Origin of the sequence: Mesorhizobium sp. M7A.F.Ca.CA.001.04.2.1, assembly GCF_003998485.1 — a bacterium.
GTDB lineage: Bacteria > Pseudomonadota > Alphaproteobacteria > Rhizobiales > Rhizobiaceae > Mesorhizobium > Mesorhizobium ciceri.
This window is the reverse complement of sequence record NZ_RZQT01000002.1, coordinates 128,419-145,406: the sequence shown is the minus strand read 5'-3', so window position 1 is coordinate 145,406 and position 16,988 is coordinate 128,419. Positions and strand designations below refer to the sequence as shown.

The window sequence follows — 16,988 nt, the reverse complement described above, 5'->3', positions numbered from 1 at the left end:
AGCGTCAAGCGCGGCCGGATTGGGAACGGTTGGCGCCGCGCGTCAGTCCTCTTCGGGCCCGCCTTGTTCGCCGATGAGCGGGAGGAACCGGCCGCCGCCGAAATCCTCCTCCCTGTAGGTCGCGGCTGCCCTTCGTGCGGTCCTGACGAGACGCTGGCTGTAGGGTCTTCGCCGACGGGATCAAGAGCCGGCCACCGATGTCGAGCTGTTCGCGCAGGGCGGGCGGCGGGGCGGGCGCGGCAGCCGCCACCAGGATGGCGTCGAAGGGCGCGGCGTCCGGCCAGCCCATGGTGCGTCGCCCGCGCGCACCGCGACGTTGTCGTAGCCGAGTTTCCCGAACCGTTGCCGCTGTGCAGGGCGTGTGCCCCTGTCAGCCTTGGTAGAACTCCTGACGCTGCATGCCGAGGCCCTCGATGCCGAGCGTAACGACGTCGCCTGCCTTGAGGAAGATGTTCGGTTTCTGGCCTAGGCCGACGCCAGGAGGGGTGCCGGTGGAGATGATGTCTCCCGGCAGCAGGCTCATGAACTGCGACAGGTAGGACACCAGATAGCGGACGCCGTAAATCATCGTTTTGGTCGAGCCGTCCTGGAATTTGCGCCCGTTGACCTCGAGATGCATCTTGAGGTTCTGCGGGTCGTCGATCTCGTCGGCGGTCACCAGCCACGGGCCGGTCGGTCCGAACGTATCGCAGGACTTGCCCTTGGTCCACTGGCCCTGACGTTCAGCCTGGAAGGCGCGCTCGGAAACGTCATTGATGACGCAATAGCCCGCGACATAGTCCATCGCCTCGGCCTCCGACACGTATTTTGCGGTCTTGCCGATGACGACGCCGAGCTCGACTTCCCAGTCGGTCTTGAGTGATCCACGCGGGATTTCGACCGGATCGTTGGGGCCGACAATGGCCGACGTGGCCTTCATGAAGATGATCGGCTCCGGCGGCACCGTCGCGCCCGTCTCTGCGGCGTGGTCGGAATAATTCAGGCCGATGCAGATGAACTTGCCGGTGCCGGCAACGCAGGCACCGAGGCGCGGGTTGCCTTCGATCAAGGGCAAGGTCATCGGGTCGATGGCGCGTAGTGCGTCAAGACTTTCCGGAAGCAACGTACTACCGGCAAAGTTGGCCACCTTGCCAGATAGGTCGCGGATGCGGCCGTCCTTATCGAGCATTCCGGGCTTTTCCTGGCCCAACGGGCCATAATGCAACAACTTCATTTTAGGGGTCACTCCTCGACATGACTTCTCGTTCTAAAGACGTAGTCGGCAGTCGTGGCGGCCGCAAAAGCCGGAAGGTCGCGGCCGATAGACAACAAGTTCCTTGCTACGCCAAACCTGCCATTTGGGCGATGAAGGCATTCGCGCTTATCAGTCCGGAACGGTCCAGCCCTGCTCGGCCGCGTGGCGCTTCTCGAAGGCATCGATTTGGTCCTTCTGTGACAGCGTGTAGTCGAGTTCGTCGATGCCGTTTAGCAAGCAGTGCTTGGAGAACTCATCTATCTCGAAGGAATGGACCGCTCCGTTCGGGGCGGTCAGAGTCTGTGCGGCGAGATCGACCTCAATGGTCGCCCCCTGTTGTTCCTTGAGCTGGATCATGATACTGCTGATTGCGTCGCGTTTCAGTACCACTGGCAGCAGACCGTTCTTCAAGCTGTTGGAGAAGAAGATGTCGCCAAAGCTTGGCGCGACGACAACCCGGAAACCATAGTCCGCAACCGCCCAGACGGCATTTTCGCGCGACGAGCCGCAACCGAAATTATCTTCGCCAACCAAGATCTCGCCGTGGCGATAGGGTGGCGTGTTGAGTACAAAATTTTCCCGCTCCTTGCCGCCGTCGTCGAAGCGCAGATCGTGGAAGAGATATTGGGCAAAGCCCTCGGCGCGGGGTTTCGAAAGGAAGCGCGCCGGCAGGATCTGGTCGGTATCGACATTGACGCCAGGAAAGGGAACGGCTGTCGCCGTGACCGACTTGAACGGTTCCATGGTCATTCTCCTCGCTGAAACTGGCGAACGTCGGTGAGGTGGCCGGTGATAGCGGCTGCGGCCGCCATGGTCGGGCTCATCAAGTGGGTACGTGCGCCGCGGCCCTGTCGGCCGACGAAATTACGATTTGAGGTCGAGGCGCAGCGCTTGCCGGAAGCCACGGTCTCGCCATTGGTTCCCAGGCAAAGCGAACAGCCCGCCTCGCGCCACTCGAAACCGGCGTGGAGGAAGATGCTGTCCAGCCCCTCAGCCTCCGCCTGAGCCTTGACCAGGCCAGACCCAGGCACGATCCAAGCTTCGACTCTCGGATGGACCGTCCGGCCTTTGACGACCGCCGCGGCGGATCTCAAGTCCTCGATCCGGCCATTGGTGCACGAGCCGATGAATACCCGGTCGACCGGGATTTCAGCCAGCAACGTGCCGGGTTCGAGTCCCATATATGTAAGCGCCTTCGACATGGCTTCGCGGCGCTCGGCGGTGTTGGCGCGATCCGGGTCTGGCACTAGCGCGTCGATTGGAGCGACGTCCTCAAGGCTCGTGCCCCAGGTTACCATCGGCGCGATCTCGGCCGCGTCGAGTGTGACTTCCCTGTCGAACACGGCGTCGGGATCCGAGCCGAGCTGCGACCAGCGCTCGACCGCCTTGTCCCAGGCTTCTCCCGAGGGCGAATAGGGCCGGCCCCTCACATAGTCGAACGTCACCTGGTCTGGCGCGATCATGCCGGCGCGCGCGCCGGCCTCGATCGACATATTGCAGACAGTCAAGCGGCCTTCCATGGTCAGATCACGGATGGCGGAGCCGGCATATTCGATGACATAGCCGACCGCGCCAGCGGCGCCGATCTTACGGATAATGGCGAGAATGACGTCCTTGGCGCTTACGCCGAAGCCCAGTTCGCCCTCGACGGAAATCCGCATGGATTTCGGTTTGCGCTGCCATAGCGTTTGGGTGGCCAACACCTGCGTTGCCTGCGTCATGCCGACGCCGAACGCCAGAGCGCCCAGCGCGCCGTGCGTCGAGGTATGACTGTCGGCGCAAACGATGGTCATGCCCGGCTGGCTGATGCCCTGCTCGGGGCCGATGACATGCACGATGCCCTGCCGGCTGTCGGCAAGTTCAAACACGGTGAAGCCGAGCTCCTTGGCGTTCTCCATCAGCGACTCGACCATGCCGCGGCGCTCGGCGCTGGGAATGCGCGCAACCTGACGCACGTCAGTCGGCACGTAGTGGTCGGGCGTGCCGAAAATTTGATGAGGAGCTCTCGGGCGCAAGCCGCGCGCCCGCAGGAACTCGAATGCTGGCTGATAACCGTCGTGGATGAGATGCCGGTCGACATAGAGCAGCGTCTCACCGTCCGCGCGGTCGAGGATGCTGTGCTGCGACCAGATCTTGTCCAGCATGGTGAGAGCCGCGCGAGGCCGGCCTAAGCTCATCATATTTTTCTCCCATAGGAAGCAGATCAAACGAAGCAAGTAACCAAAGGCGGTGATGCTCAGCCGCAGCCGGTGAGTAGCATGGCGCCCGCCGATACGTTCGGGGCCATTTTCTAACGTAGTGACGTCCGCCCCAAGGAGTCTTTGTTGGGAAGGGTGTCATCGCAACGCGCGATGACTGGCGATTGTCGCACCGAGTTGATCGGCTCACCATCGATTCTGGCCAAGGCGTGTCGGGTGGACAGCTTCCCCTCCCGACGCTCGTCCACGGGCGCATCCAACCCGACTCCCTGCAACGGGCGTCGATCCGAACAGACCGTCCAAACTACTTCTCTTCAAGCAACACGGGGGGCCCCTGGGGCTTGGAAGCCAGTGCAGTTAGCTGGCTCCTAACGATGCCGCATCTCTTTCAAGGGACAGGCCCGCCGAGCGGTCATCTCAAAGCTGGCTCTTGCCCCCGTCAACGACGATCTCGGTGCCCAGCATGAAGGACGAGGCGTCGGAGGCGAGGAAAAGCGCCACTTCCGCCTGCTCGGATGGATCGGCGGCGCGGCCGATCGGCACGCGTGCCTGAACGGTCGCCAGCGCCTTTTCGGCGCCGTTGGCGAACGGTCCTTCGCTGGTGAACACGGCGGTCTTGGTTGGTCCTGGCGACAGGCAGAAGACACGGATGCGGCGCGACAAGAGGTCTGCCGAAATCGCCTTGGCTAGGGCCAAGGCCGGAGCCTTCGAAGCCGCGTACAGTGCCATATTGGGCTGACCGGTCTTGGCGGCGATCGACCCCGTCAGGATCACCACGCCGCAATCGCGCATGAAGGGTGCTGCCTTTTGGACCGTGAAGAACTGGCCCTTGGTGTTGACAGCAAAAAGCTTATCGAAATCCTCGCCGGTCCAGTCGGCGAACGGCTTGAACACGGTGATGCCGGCATTGGCGAAGACGATGTCGATGCCTCCGAGCGCTTCCGAGGCAAGCACCGCACCAGCCGCGATGGAGTCCAGGTCGGAGACGTCCATATGGACGCCGACACTGCCCGGACCCAGCTCGGCTGCCAGCGCCTGGGCTTTCTTGCCGTCGCGTGCGCAGAGCGCCACACGCGCGCCTTCGCGGACGAATGTCCGCGCCGCAGCAAGCCCGATGCCGCTCGTTCCGCCGGTAATCAGCGCAGTCTTACCCGCAAGTCGCATTCACAATCCCTCAATGTTGGCGCCCGCATCCGTCTGGTGGTGAGAACCTACGGGAACGGCGGGTGGTAGGAGCCCAGCTCATCTTCGCCGGCACACCCCCGGGCCAAATGGAGCATGCCCCGCTCTGATAGCGTTTGACCGGCTGCTCGGCATTGAATGCTCTCTTTGCCCCTTCATGGTTCAGACGAGAGCGCCGACGCGGACGTGGCGCCAGTCTCGGCCTCTCTTAAAAGCAGGCTTCCATGATCGAAAGTCGCAAACGGGAAGGAAAGCATCGTGCCCGACGATGCCGCGGCCCGGCACATCGCCGATCACGATGCCCCCCTTCCCGAATGGCGTCTTCAGTTGCTGCCCACGACGCTTTAGACAATCCGGGGACGCTACAGTTTGAGACAATCCGGGGACGCTACAGTTTGCCGGCTGATCCCGACTGGGATCGCGTGGTCCGCCGCGCCGCACGCAAGTCGAAGGATTTCAGGATTCTCGGTTCAAGAGCAGGAGATTTATACATGTACACCGATCCGATCAGGGTTTTCTGGGTGCCTGGATGCTCGGCCTGCGTCAAGACGAAGGAGTTCCTGACCAGTCTCGGCGTGCCGTTCGAATCCGTGAACCTGCTCGAGAACGAGCAAGGCGCAGCCGACCTCGCCAAGCTCGGCGCGAAGTCTTTGCCTGTAGTATCGCGCGGCGAGAAGTTCACCTTTGCCCAGTCGCTCGACCAGGTCGCCGAGTTCGTCGGCAGGAAGCGAGACGGCGTCGAGCGACTGCCGCCTGAAGAGCTCCATCGGCGCTGGCAGGAATTTCTCGCGGTAGCGAGATCACTGATCGTGGAGATTCCGGTGGACAAGCTCGGCCACCATCCCATTCCGAACCGCCTGGAGCGAACGGTCCTTGGCCTTGCCTATCACATCTTCCAGATACCTGACGTGTTCGTCCGCAACGTCGCGGGAGAATTCGAGGATTGGGCGCACTACGTCAATCTTCCCGCGCCTGATGACATGAAGAACAATGCCGACATCCTTGCTTTTGCCGACGCATCGATCGCGACCCTGACGGGCTGGTGGGATGGCTTGCAGGACCGCGCCTGCCTATGGACCGTCCGGACTTATTATGGCGTGCGTTCGGGCTGGGAGGTACTTGAGCGCCAGACCTGGCACTCGGCGCAGCATACGCGCCAGTTGCAGGCGGTACTCGAAGGCTTTGATATTCCTCTCTCCAAGACTGTCGACGCGAAACTCTATGACGGTCTGCCGATGCCGGTCGCCCTCTGGGAATAGCGCCGCCGCGGTTGCCAACGACGGCCTCTCCCGCCATGCCAGCTGATGGCTACGTCGGACCGCTGCTTTTCGGAGCGGGCGCGAGGCAGCGGATAACCGAGGCGGGCGGGCAATACCGTCGAGCCGGGCAAACCCACCAGCAATCCTGGGCGAACGAATGAGCACACGGGTCATCATTATCGGGTCGGGGCCGGCGGGCTACACCGCCGCCATCTATGCGGCACGCGCGCTGTGCAATCCCGTGCTGATCTGTGGGCCGCAACCTGGTGGACAGCTGACGGTAACCACGGATGTCGAGAACTATCCGGGATTCCCCGACATCGTCCAGGGCCCATGGCTCATGGAGCAGATGCAGAAACAGGCGGAACACTGCGGGGCGACTATCGTCACTGACCATGTCGAAACCGCCGATCTCAGCGAGCGGCCGTTCAGGGTAATCACGTCGTCCGGCAAGCGCTACGAGACCGAGGCGCTCATCATCGCGACCGGCGCCCAGGCCAGGTGGCTTGGCCTGCCTTCGGAAGAGCGTTTCCGCGGCTTCGGTGTCTCCGCTTGCGCTACATGCGACGGCATATTCTTCATCCGCAAGCACGTCGTGGTGGTTGGCGGGGGCAACACCGCGGCCGAGGAAGCGCTATTCCTCAGCAAATATGCGTCTAAGGTCACGCTCGTGCACCGTGGTGCCAGTTTGCGAGCGGAGAAAATCCTGCAGCAACGACTGTTCAACGACACGAAAATCGAGGTCGTCTGGGAGCATGTAGTGGATGAAGTTCTGGGCAACGAAGAACCGGCGCTCTCCGTCGAAGGCATTCGCCTCAGGCATGCCAGAACGGGTGCTGTGCAGAACCTGCCTGCCGACGGGCTGTTCGTCGCGATCGGCCACAGCCCGTCCGTCCGGGTCTTTGGCGACCAGCTCCGACAGAAGCCCGGTGGCTACATCTGGGTTGAGCCTGGATCGACGCGCACCAGCGTTCCGGGCGTCTTTGCGGCAGGCGATGTAAGCGACGATGTCTATCGGCAGGCGGTAACCGCTGCCGGCCTCGGCTGCATGGCCGCCATCGAAGCGGAACGGTTCCTCGCTCACCCTCATTCGTAATGCTTGCGGCTGCGCAACCGGGCCTGGCTCGCTCTACCATGCTTTGCCATATTCTCTCCGCTCCGCCGTCTATCGGTAAAGCATACCGCGGCACCTGGCTCCGAGCAGAAGCCTTATCCTCGCAGTGTGCGATGCCGGCATAAGAATCTACGACTCACCTTTTTGCGCCGTTTCTTTTTATAAGGTCGCCGTACTGCGCCGTCGGCCATGCCGTCGCGAAGTGCCGCGGGAGGCCAAGAGGAACGGTGATGGGCTTTTAGTTGGCGGCAGGAATTCGGGTGCGCTGTCTACGGTTCCTTTGGGACGTGACGCTAGCAAAGTCTCGCTGCGGGATGGAAGCCTCGAAAAAGCAATAAAAAGGGAGAGAAGAATGATTGGATCCTACAAAAAATCAGCCCATGCCATGCTGACAGCGCTGTCGCTGGTACTGCTGTCGCTCGCTGGCGCCAACTGCGCCAAGGCGGCTGATGACTATCCGAACAAGCCGATCGAAGTAATCGTCGGCTACCTCCCCGGTGGCGCAACCGACTTCGCCGCCCGCGTCCTCGCCGAGTCACTGTCGACCAGCCTCGGACAGCCGGTGATCGTCAATAACCGCCCCGGCGCCTCTTCGGCAATCGCCGTTGATGCCGTCAAGCGCGCGGATCCAGATGGCTATACGCTTCTGTTTGGCAACAACGACGCGATTGCGATACTGCCGGCCGTCAAGCCGGACGTGGCCTACAAGATCCCGGACGACCTGACCTTCATTTCCCGGGTCGTCGAGTTTCCACTGGTGTTCGCTGTCAGCACGAAGCTGCCGCTCAACGCCATGAAAGATTTCGTCGAATACGCGAAGGCCAATCCCGGCAAGTTCAACTACGGCTCTTCGGGTGTTGGCGGTTCGCTGCACATTGAGGGTGTGCGTATGGCCCTGGCGGCAGGCATCGACATCACCCACGTCGCCTACAAAGGTGCTGCCGGTGCTGTGACCGACCTCGTCGGAGGCCAGATCGACGGCATGTTCGGCACGGTGAAGGACATCTCCGCCCATCTCAACACTGGCACCATCAAGCTGCTGGCCGTGACCTCTCCCGAGCGCGTACCGGTAGTGCCGGATGTGCCGACTTTGGCCGAAGCCGGCCTCGGCGACGCCACCGTCACGGGCTGGTTCGCCCTCATGGGTCCCGCGAACATGCCTAAGGAAGTCACCGACAAGCTGAGCAAGGCCGTCGCCGACGCCTTGGTCAAGCCGGAAGTGGCAAAGCGTCTGGCTGACTCTGGCCTGTATACTTCGCCGCTTGCCGGCGCTGAGTTCAAGGATTTCGTGGTCAAGCAACTCGACACGTTCAAGACCATCGCCGAAAAGCAGAACATCCGGATTACCGATTGACGGTTCGTCGCGGGCGGCTCATTCGTTTTGGGCCGCCCTAAGTCTGGCATGAACGTTGCTCGCGGATTGGAGTTTTCGATGCGAAATCCGCCATTAGCCCCATATCGCCAAGCGGCATCAAGCACCCCGAACCAGGCAGGTTCTGACCTGCCATGGCTCCTGCTGCTTCGGCCTATGATTTATGCACCGGGTCCTCACGATGCCATCTCAACTTGAAAAGCCGAGAGACGTGATCAGTGGGACGCTGGTGCTCGCCACCGGTGCAGCGTTCCTTTACTTCGGTCGCGGGTTGACGGTCGGCAGCGCTTCGCGAATGGGGCCGGGCTACTTTCCGATCGTTCTGAGCCTGCTGATGGTCGTTCTGGGGCTTGCCATCATCGTTAACGCATTGCGTTCAAAAAGCGGGGCAGGCGAGGCGCTGACGATCCCTTGGCGTGCGCTTGTCCTCGTCCTGGGCTCGATCATGGTCTTCGCCCTAACCCTCAAAGGGCTCGGCCTGTTCATCTCGCTGGCGCTCTGCATTCTGGCGACGACCATGGCCAGCAGCTACACGAAGTGGATCCCCTCCATCACGCTAGCCCTCGTGCTGTCTCTCGTCTGCGCCTTCCTTTTCGTCTATGCGCTCGGATTGCCCATCCCGATCATCGGGCAATGGCTATCTTTCGGTTACTGGTGGCCTTCGGCTTCCCCCAGCCCGTGAAAATCACCAGCTGAAGAACATTTTTCATGGACTTCTTTTCCAATCTTGAGCTTGGTTTCCAGACGGCACTGAACCCGTGGAACCTGCTGTACTGCTTCGTCGGCTGCCTGCTAGGCACAGCTGTCGGGGTCTTGCCGGGTCTCGGGCCGGTGGCAACAATTGCCATGCTTCTGCCGCTGACCTTCAGCCTGTCGCCCGACACGGCGATGATAATGCTGGCCGGCATCTACTACGGTGCGCAATACGGAAGCTCCACCACCGCCATCCTGATCAACCTGCCGGGCGAAGCCGGCTCGATCGTGACCGCGATTGACGGCTACGAGATGGCCAAGCAGGGCAGGGCGGGTCAGGCGTTGGCGGTGGCGGCACTGGGTTCGTTCTTCGCCGGAACGGTCGCAACGCTCATCCTGGCGCTGTTCGCTCCGGTGCTGGCCGGCTTTGCGCTGAAGTTCGGCCCGGCAGAGTATTTCTCCCTGATGGTGCTCGGCCTCGTTGCATCAGTTACGCTTGCGTCAGGTTCGCTGCTCAAGGCGTTCGCGATGATCGTGCTGGGCCTGCTGCTTGGCCTGGTCGGGACCGATGTCGAGAGCGGCACGCTGCGATACACGTTCGGCATACCGAGCTTGGCCGACGGGCTCGATTTCGTCGCGCTCAGCATGGGCGTATTCGGTATCAACGAGATCATCTTCAACATCGAGCATGAGCAGAAGCGCAACGTAATTGTTCGCAAGGTGAGCAAACTCATGTTGACGGCTGCGGAGCTCAAGAGCGTCATAGCCCCGGTCTTGCGAGGGACTGGCATCGGCACCGTGCTTGGGATCTTGCCCGGCGGTGGCGCAGTCCTGGCATCGTTCGCGGCCTATGCGGTCGAGAGCCGTGTCTCGAAAAACCGGTCGCAGTTCGGCAAGGGCGCTATTCAAGGGGTCGCGGCGCCAGAAAGCGCCAACAATGCCGGCGCGCAGACCTCATTCATCCCGATGCTGACGCTCGGCATCCCCTCCAACCCGGTAATGGCGATGATGATCGGCGCGTTGGTTATCCAGGGCATTACACCTGGCCCGAATGTCGCCACTGAGCAGCCGGCCCTGTTCTGGGGTCTGATCGCCTCGATGTGGGTCGGCAATCTGATGCTGGTCCTGCTTAACCTGCCTCTGATTGGCATATGGGTGCGGATGCTGATGGTGCCGTACCACTACCTCGCTCCGGCGATCGTTGCGATTTGCTGCATCGGCGCTTACAGCGTCTACAACGACTCGTTCAGCATCTACACAATGGCCCTGTTCGGCCTCGTCGGCTACATCCTGATCAAGCTCGACTTCGAACCAGCGCCGCTGCTGCTCGGCTTCGTGCTGGGACCGATGCTGGAGGAGAACCTGCGGCGGGCAATGGTGCTTTCCCGTGGCGACCCGACCGTGTTCCTCACCCGGCCCGGCAGCCTCATGCTGATCGTTCTGGCCGCGATACTGTTGGTCCTGGTGCTGTTGCCCAGCATACGCTCGAGGCGCGAGGAAGCGTTTCAGGAGTGACTTCGGGTAGGAGGGAAAAACCCGGCGCGTCAGGCATCTCAGCCAGCGATTGAGTCCTTCCAAAAATGGTGTCGCGCAGGTCTTGACGGAGTTGCATGGGAGCTATCCGAATTGCGGACGGTCGACCGACGCGATTGGCAAGTGACGCCGTGGCCAAGGATGAGCGCTGGTGGCATCGTCCGAGACGATGCATCACTTCCCAATCGCGACTGGGGCTAACGCCGTCGTATCATTATCAGAACTGCGTCGCCTCCTGGGCGACTAGTTGGCCCGTTGTCATCGGAACGTTCCCGATCGACGGACTAAGCCACGCAATTGGGAGGATTTATGCCGTATTCGGATTTCAAGGGGAAGGTTGCGATCATAACGGGGGCCGGTGCAGGTATCGGCCTTGCCATTGCTGAAGCGCTTGTCAAGGAAGGGGTGCGTGTTGCTGGCATGGATATCAATCTGGATGGTGTGAGCCGGGTTGAGCAGCGCGTTGGGAAAGACAAGTTCCTTGCCTTGCAGGTCGACATCACTGATCCGGCGAATTGCAAACGGGGCGTGGATGCTGCTGCAGAGCATTTCGGTGGATTGCATGTCCTCATCAACAATGCCGCGCTCGGCATGAACGCCGTGCACCCACATTACGAGACTCTCCCCTTGCAGATCGAAGACGTCAGCGAAGAACTGTGGAAAAAATTCATGCTGACCAATGTCTGCGGCACGTTCAACATGTCGCGCCAGGTCGTTCCGCGCCTGCGTCCGCAGAAATGGGGCCGCATCATTAACGTCAGCACGAGCTACTTGACCATGATGCGGCCGGGCTTTTCCCCCTACGGACCGTCAAAGGCGGCTCTCGAAGCATGGTCGATGATGCTGTCGCGCGAACTCGATGAATCAGGCATCACCGTCAACGTCGTGTTGCCGGGCGGGCCGGTAGACACGGCCATGGTTCCCGATAGGGATGGCCTTGATCGCGAGACGCTTATCCGCCCCGAGATGATGGCTCCGATGATTCTGGCGCTCTTGACCAGCGAGGGCGACAAAATAACCGGCAAACGCTTCCTCGCGGTCGATTGGGACAATACGATCAGCGACCCGCAGCTTCAGACCCACCGGACCGCGGCCTGGCCGGAGCTAGCCACTCCGCTCGCAGCGTTGGCGCCGAAGAAGGGGTGAATGTCCTCCATGGACTAACCTCCCATGTACAGCGTGGCGGGAGGGGAACAACCAGCCAGACAAGGGATTTGCCTCTTTCCGGCAAGACAGCTCTCCTCGAGGGAGGCCGGGTCGTTGACCGGCTTGATGAAGTTCTGAAAACCGCTGAAGCGGGCGCGTGCCCAGTTGGGCAAAAGATGCGTCCGTCATGGCAGACCGCACGGCCTCAACCAGCGGATAAACGATCACCAGAACCAGAAGTATGGCGATCGGCGCCAACAGCAAATAGGGCAGCCCTTCAAAGCTTTGGCGTCGCCTCTTCGAACGAGCTATGTCCTTCCACTCAGCAGTTACTGAAACTTCGCTCAAATGCGCGACCTCCAGCGATGCGCGGACACCAGGGCGGTCGAATTCAGCATTGGGATAGTTGGCTGGACGCGCGCTCAGAGCCTTCGATGGGATGGACCTCGTCGCGTTCCACGATGTAAGGCGTGAACGCGGAAGACTTGTCGATATCCAAGTGACACAGCCGGTCCGCCCCCGGAGCGGACATCTCAAGACTGGCAAAAGGATGGCGGCGTGATTGGTCCCAGCGTGAGCCTAGGCTGCGAGCTGGTTCTTCACGAATGCACCATCCTTCATGATGGCGGACATGTAGCGGCCTTGACTGCCCAGCGCAGACAGATCCTTCACGGGATCCTTGTCGACCACGAGGAGGTCGGCAAAGGCGCCTGCCGCGATCGTGCCGACCTTGCCTTCCATACGGACGAGTTCGGCGGCGGTAAGGGTTGCCGATTTGATCACCTCGATCGCCGGCAGCGCCTCCGCGCGGATCAGGAACTCTTCGGACTGATAGCTGTGCATCGAGCCCAACACGTCGGTGCCGTAAGCCAGCTTGACGCCGGCTGCCCGCATCGTCTCCAGCGATTCGGGACCTCTTGCGCGCACCCATTTCAGGCGTTCCACAAAGCCGGGATCCAGCTTCAGCGCATCGGCCTCGCGGATCTGCGCTTCATAGGCGGCGATCGTCGGCGTGACGATCGCACCTTGCTTCGCAGCGGTGGCAGCGGTTTGAGGGGTAATAAGTGTCGCGTGTTCGATCGAATGAATACCGCATTCGAGTGCACGTGCGACGGCCTCGTCGGTGTGGGTGTGCACCGACACATACATCTTGGCCTTGTCGGCTTCGTCCTGGAACGCGCGCAGCTCATCCATCGAATAGCCGAGATATGGCCGAGGAAAATGGGAGGATGCCGCGCCGCCATTGGCCATCACCTTGATGAATCTGGCGCCCTTGCGAACCTCGTCGCGAGCGGCACGGCGGCAGTCGTCGACGCCGTCAACGATGCGTCCTACCGAGCCGAGTTGGTCGAGTTGACGGTCGCCACTGATCATGTCGTAGCGCGTCCGATAGTCCGAATGGCCGCCGGTCTGCACCATGGCCTTGCCGCAAATGACCAGGCGAGGACCTTCGATAAGACCCTGCTCTATCGCATGGACCTGAGCCACAGTCGCGCCGCCGAGGTCGCGCACGGTGGTGAAACCGCGATTGAGCATGCCCTTCAATATCCGCACCGAATGATAGGCGACGAGTTCGTTTGGCAGAAACGAGTTTTCGGCCGGATCGGCAACTCCGGAATTGATGTGCACATGGCAATCGATCAGGCCCGGCATCAAAGTCTTCCCGCGCAGATCGAAGCGATGCGCGTTGCTATCCCGGATCGGCTTGTCTGAAACCTCGTCGATAACATTGCCGCTGACGCGGACGAAACGGTCGTGCTCGCCGTCCTCATTGGAGCCGTCAACGATCCGCGCGTTTTCGAATATGTAGGAAGGCATCAGCAGTCTCCTTGTTGGATCGGTGCGCCGCCACGTGCGCCGCGGAATTTGACGGGCGCTACGGTCAGTAGGTTGCCCTGCCGCCGGAAAGATCGAACACCGCGCCGGTGGTAAAGGAATTCTCCTCTGACGCTAGCCAGCAGATCATGGAGGCGGCTTCGCCAAGTTCGAGCATGCGGCCGCGCGGAATCTTGGCAAGCATGTACTCGATGTGTTGCGGTGACTGCTCCATTGCCCCAGGCGTCTTGGCAACCGCCGGAGTGACGCAGTTGACTGCGATGTTCTGCCCTGCGAGTTCCTTGCCCAGTGACTTCGTCAAGGCGATCACGGCTGCCTTCATGGAGCTGTAGGCGACCGCGTTGGGGTTGCCCTCCTTGCCGGCAATGGAGCTGAGGTTGACGATGCGCCCGTAGTTAAGCTCCCGCATATGAGGGACGATGGCGCGGCAGCAGTTGAAAGTCCCTATCAATCCCACACTCAGGACCTGTGCGAAGGCCTCGGGTGGATATTCCCAGGTCGGCATGTTCGGCCCGACCAACGCCGCATTGTTGATCAATATGTCGATCTTGCCAAACCGTTCCAGCGTGTGTGCAAAGCCCGCTTCCACCGACGCGAGGTCGCCAATGTCAGTCTCAATCCCAAGCACGTCGCGGGTTCGTCCAAGCTGATTGAGAGCCTTTTGCAACGCAGCGCCATCGCGATCCCAGATCGCTATCCTGGCACCGGATGCCAGCATCCGCTCGCTGACTGCGAACCCGATGCCCTGCGCTCCGCCCGTGACAATCGCTACGCGCTGCTCAAGATCATATCGATTCATGGTCGAAGACGCACTCTGATTGAATTATTGATTGAAGCATGTTCCACGGGGGAACCGGTGGCGATTTCGCGACAAGCGCGTGCCAGAACGTATTGACTGCGATGGTCTTTCGCAAAAGACTTCGTTTGGAATGGCTGCTTCGCGATCCGCGATGATGCCCTTGCGACAGTTGCATCCGTGCGGTCAACAGCTATTAGCAGTGACTGGCTGCGTGTTTCGCAGGCCTGGCATGGATGGAATATGCCGGAGAGGGGGAGCTACATTGCGTTTTGACCTTCTTTCGCTTCAGCTGTTTGTCGCCGTTTGCGAAGAGCAGAGTATCGCCAAGGCGGCCGATCGCGAGCACATCGCGGCATCGGCGGTGAGCAAGCGGATTTCCGATCTCGAGATACGCCTCAGTACGCCTTTGTTTCACCGCAGCTCGAAGGGACTGGAGCTGACCGCGGCAGCGCAGGCGCTGCTCCACCATGCGCGCGTCGTGCTCCGCGACTTGAAGCAGATGGAGATTGAGCTTGCCCATCACGCCAGTGGCGTCAGCGGGCAGGTCCGCATTTTTGCGAGTGTTTCGACGATCATCCAGCATCTGCCGTCGGATCTGAGCAACTTTCTGGGGACGCATTCGGCCATTCGAATCGATCTGGAGGAGGGCACCAGCCAGCAGGCCGTGGACGCGGTGGCCGAGAACGCTGCGGATATCGGCGTCTTCGGTGGCGTCGTGCCCCGTCGCGGTTTGAAATACATCCCCTATCGCAGCGACCGCCTCGTGGTGCTGGCTCACAGGGACCACCCGCTAAGCTCGCAAACTTCCGTCAAGTTCGCCGACCTCCCGGATTATGACCTGATCGGGCCAAGCAGGGGAAGTTTTCTGGATATGCTCGTCATTCGCGCTGCGGCTGAGCTGAGCAAACCGTTGAAAATGCCAATCCGGGTCAACGGGTTCGAGACGGTGTCGACAATGGTAGAGGCGCAGATGGGCGTCGGCCTCGTGCCGGCGGGATGTGCCGCCCGTTATGTAACGGGTGGCATGCTTGCGGCAATCGCGCTCGACGAGCCTTGGGCAGTCAGGCAGTGGAACATCTGCGTTCAGGACAGTCAGGGCCTGCCACCACCCGTGAAGCTGCTGTTGAAGCACCTTACCAACAGTTGAGAGGCTGGTCCGCCGGCTAACCGGTGCGTCGCGTCCGACGATGCGAGCTTTCCAAAGGACGACTTCGAAGGGTCCGGGTCGGCCCATATAAGTCCTGCCGCAGAGAGGGCCGAGCGAATGCGCCCGCCTCTTCAACTCAATTTCGAAAGGCAAGGCCTTGAAGATAGTAGTGCTCCCAGGAGACGGGATCGGTAAGGAAGTGACCGCGGAGGCAGTAAGGGCGCTGCACGCGGTCATCGGTAGTGAACTCCCGCTCGAACTCACAGAAGCCGTAATCGGAGGTGAGGGGCTGGAGCGCTTCGGCGATGCCCTGCCGCCTGATACCCTCGACATCTCACGCAAAGCTGATGCCATTCTGCTTGGCGGAACCGGCGTTCCTGAGGATGAGAGGCGAGCGCCGAGCGAGGGGGCCGGTTACGGCCTGCTCAAGCTGCGCAAGGCCCTCGGTCTCTATGCTAACTTCCGCCCGGTCGTGCTTTATCCCGAGCTTGTGGACGCCTCCACACTCAAGCCCGAAATTGTCACGGGGGTCGACCTGATCATCTTGCGTGAACTGACCGGCGATCTCTATTTCGGCCAGCCGCGTGGTGTCTCTCGTGACGAGACTGGCGCGCGTGTCGGCATCAACACGATGCGTTATACCGATGCCGAGATCGAGCGCATAGCGCATGCGGGCTTCCAGGCCGCCGCGAAACGACGTAAGAAACTGTGTTCGGTTGACAAGGCAAACGTCCTTGAAACGATGGCGCTGTGGCGCGAGGTCGTTATCGAAGTCAGCAAGCAGTATCCCGATGTGGAATTGACGCATCTCTACATTGACGCGGCGTCCATGGCCTTGATCCGAAATCCCAAGCAATTCGATGTTGTCGTGACGGGCAATGTCTTCGGCGATATCCTCTCCGATGCGGCGGCCATGTTGGCCGGCTCAATCGGAATGCTGCCGTCGGCCTCCCTCGGCGATCACAACAAGGGCCTATACGAACCGGTCCATGGCACCGCGCCGGACATCGCTGGCAAGGACTTGGCGAACCCACTGGCCGCAATCCTTTCGGTTGCCATGATGCTCCGGCAGTCGTTTGGCCGCGACCAGCACGCTTCGCGTATCGAGCAGGCCGTACGGTCAGTGCTGCGCGAGGGGTATCGGACCGCAGACATCTATCAACCCGGCTGCAGGAAGATCGGCACGAGGGCCATGGGTGAAGCAGTTGTCGAGGCGATCCGCAAGCAGAAGGTTGGCGGGGAGGCGGAATTTGCCTGACCGGCCGCTATGACCTGCTGCTCTCGCGGCAAGTCGGTCGCGTCCGCATCGCCGATTGCGACGACAGGTCTCCAAACCGAGACTTACTTCGGTTGACTGACCAGCGGTACTCGAAGGCAAGCCAGACATGTTCGAGCGACGTCACGTGGCCGAAGAGGGCTGGATCAGCCGCCGAACATCATAGGTGCCGGGCCGTAGCGACGGACGGCGGATCGTG

Annotated in this window: 15 protein-coding genes; 8 read left to right on the top strand and 7 right to left on the bottom strand. The window is 61.1% G+C overall.

Translation table 11 applies throughout. From position 1 onward, the window contains the following. Positions 1–4: 4 nt before the first annotated feature. The 5 genes from EN955_RS01495 to EN955_RS01475 form a co-directional block, all read right to left on the bottom strand. A complete protein-coding gene (locus EN955_RS01495; protein WP_196815412.1) occupies positions 5–289 on the bottom strand; it encodes a hypothetical protein in 285 nt (94 codons plus the stop codon). Positions 290–370: 81 nt separating this feature from the next. Continuing rightward, positions 371–1,213, bottom strand: coding sequence for a fumarylacetoacetate hydrolase family protein (locus EN955_RS01490; RefSeq protein ID WP_024504880.1), 843 nt, complete (start codon positions 1,211–1,213; stop codon positions 371–373). A 150-nt stretch (positions 1,214–1,363) separates the two neighbouring features. Continuing rightward, positions 1,364–1,978: a 3-isopropylmalate dehydratase small subunit gene (gene leuD / locus EN955_RS01485; protein ID WP_024504881.1), complete on the bottom strand. Its 615-nt coding sequence runs from the start codon at positions 1,976–1,978 to the stop codon at positions 1,364–1,366. 2 nt (positions 1,979–1,980) lie between these two features. Next, on the bottom strand, positions 1,981–3,378 hold the full coding sequence (gene leuC / locus EN955_RS01480) for a 3-isopropylmalate dehydratase large subunit (RefSeq protein WP_245265389.1): 1,398 nt from the start codon (positions 3,376–3,378) through the stop codon (positions 1,981–1,983). Positions 3,379–3,849: 471 nt separating this feature from the next. Then, positions 3,850–4,596 carry an SDR family oxidoreductase gene (locus tag EN955_RS01475; protein ID WP_024504883.1) on the bottom strand — a complete coding sequence of 249 codons (747 nt, stop codon included), beginning with the start codon at positions 4,594–4,596 and terminating at the stop codon, positions 3,850–3,852. A gap of 509 nt (positions 4,597–5,105) precedes the next feature. On the opposite strand from EN955_RS01475, the gene EN955_RS01470 reads away from it, so the two are divergent. The 6 genes from EN955_RS01470 (at position 5,106) to EN955_RS01445 (ending at position 11,731) form a co-directional block, all read left to right on the top strand. Further along, on the top strand, positions 5,106–5,873 hold the full coding sequence (locus tag EN955_RS01470) for a glutaredoxin domain-containing protein (protein WP_024504884.1): 768 nt from the start codon (positions 5,106–5,108) through the stop codon (positions 5,871–5,873). A 157-nt stretch (positions 5,874–6,030) separates the two neighbouring features. Further along, positions 6,031–6,969, top strand: coding sequence for a thioredoxin-disulfide reductase (trxB, locus tag EN955_RS01465; RefSeq protein WP_032899518.1), 939 nt, complete (start codon positions 6,031–6,033; stop codon positions 6,967–6,969). Positions 6,970–7,372: 403 nt separating this feature from the next. After that, on the top strand, positions 7,373–8,341 hold the full coding sequence (locus tag EN955_RS01460; protein ID WP_164752848.1) for a tripartite tricarboxylate transporter substrate binding protein: 969 nt from the start codon (positions 7,373–7,375) through the stop codon (positions 8,339–8,341). A gap of 229 nt (positions 8,342–8,570) precedes the next feature. Then, positions 8,571–9,041, top strand: coding sequence for a tripartite tricarboxylate transporter TctB family protein (locus tag EN955_RS01455; protein WP_024504887.1), 471 nt, complete (start codon positions 8,571–8,573; stop codon positions 9,039–9,041). A gap of 26 nt (positions 9,042–9,067) precedes the next feature. After that, entirely contained in the window at positions 9,068–10,567 is a 1,500-nt protein-coding gene (locus EN955_RS01450; protein ID WP_024504888.1) for a tripartite tricarboxylate transporter permease, read from the top strand. Positions 10,568–10,894: 327 nt separating this feature from the next. Further along, positions 10,895–11,731 carry an SDR family oxidoreductase gene (locus EN955_RS01445; RefSeq protein WP_024504889.1) on the top strand — a complete coding sequence of 279 codons (837 nt, stop codon included), beginning with the start codon at positions 10,895–10,897 and terminating at the stop codon, positions 11,729–11,731. Positions 11,732–12,310: 579 nt separating this feature from the next. Here the strand turns inward: EN955_RS01445 and EN955_RS01440 are convergent. After that, positions 12,311–13,549, bottom strand: a complete 1,239-nt coding sequence (locus tag EN955_RS01440; RefSeq protein ID WP_024504890.1) for an amidohydrolase family protein — start codon at positions 13,547–13,549, stop codon at positions 12,311–12,313. A 64-nt stretch (positions 13,550–13,613) separates the two neighbouring features. Next, positions 13,614–14,366 carry an SDR family NAD(P)-dependent oxidoreductase gene (locus EN955_RS01435; RefSeq protein ID WP_024504891.1) on the bottom strand — a complete coding sequence of 251 codons (753 nt, stop codon included), beginning with the start codon at positions 14,364–14,366 and terminating at the stop codon, positions 13,614–13,616. A 262-nt stretch (positions 14,367–14,628) separates the two neighbouring features. On the opposite strand from EN955_RS01435, the gene EN955_RS01430 reads away from it, so the two are divergent. Beyond that, positions 14,629–15,513: a LysR family transcriptional regulator gene (locus EN955_RS01430; RefSeq protein ID WP_032899521.1), complete on the top strand. Its 885-nt coding sequence runs from the start codon at positions 14,629–14,631 to the stop codon at positions 15,511–15,513. 139 nt (positions 15,514–15,652) lie between these two features. Then, on the top strand, positions 15,653–16,771 hold the full coding sequence (leuB, locus tag EN955_RS01425) for a 3-isopropylmalate dehydrogenase (protein WP_348627433.1): 1,119 nt from the start codon (positions 15,653–15,655) through the stop codon (positions 16,769–16,771). The last annotated feature ends 217 nt before the right edge of the window (positions 16,772–16,988 follow it).

Coding starts and splice junctions, on each gene's coding strand:
- EN955_RS01495 (WP_196815412.1), bottom strand. CDS start 289: ATGGGCTGGCCGGACGCCGCGCCCTTCGACGCCATCCTGGTGGCGGCT.
- EN955_RS01490 (WP_024504880.1), bottom strand. CDS start 1,213: ATGAAGTTGTTGCATTATGGCCCGTTGGGCCAGGAAAAGCCCGGAATG.
- leuD (WP_024504881.1), bottom strand. CDS start 1,978: ATGGAACCGTTCAAGTCGGTCACGGCGACAGCCGTTCCCTTTCCTGGC.
- leuC (WP_245265389.1), bottom strand. CDS start 3,378: ATGCTGGACAAGATCTGGTCGCAGCACAGCATCCTCGACCGCGCGGAC.
- EN955_RS01475 (WP_024504883.1), bottom strand. CDS start 4,596: ATGCGACTTGCGGGTAAGACTGCGCTGATTACCGGCGGAACGAGCGGC.
- EN955_RS01470 (WP_024504884.1), top strand. CDS start 5,106: ATGTACACCGATCCGATCAGGGTTTTCTGGGTGCCTGGATGCTCGGCC.
- trxB (WP_032899518.1), top strand. CDS start 6,031: ATGAGCACACGGGTCATCATTATCGGGTCGGGGCCGGCGGGCTACACC.
- EN955_RS01460 (WP_164752848.1), top strand. CDS start 7,373: ATGCTGACAGCGCTGTCGCTGGTACTGCTGTCGCTCGCTGGCGCCAAC.
- EN955_RS01450 (WP_024504888.1), top strand. CDS start 9,068: ATGGACTTCTTTTCCAATCTTGAGCTTGGTTTCCAGACGGCACTGAAC.
- EN955_RS01445 (WP_024504889.1), top strand. CDS start 10,895: ATGCCGTATTCGGATTTCAAGGGGAAGGTTGCGATCATAACGGGGGCC.
- EN955_RS01440 (WP_024504890.1), bottom strand. CDS start 13,549: ATGCCTTCCTACATATTCGAAAACGCGCGGATCGTTGACGGCTCCAAT.
- EN955_RS01435 (WP_024504891.1), bottom strand. CDS start 14,366: ATGAATCGATATGATCTTGAGCAGCGCGTAGCGATTGTCACGGGCGGA.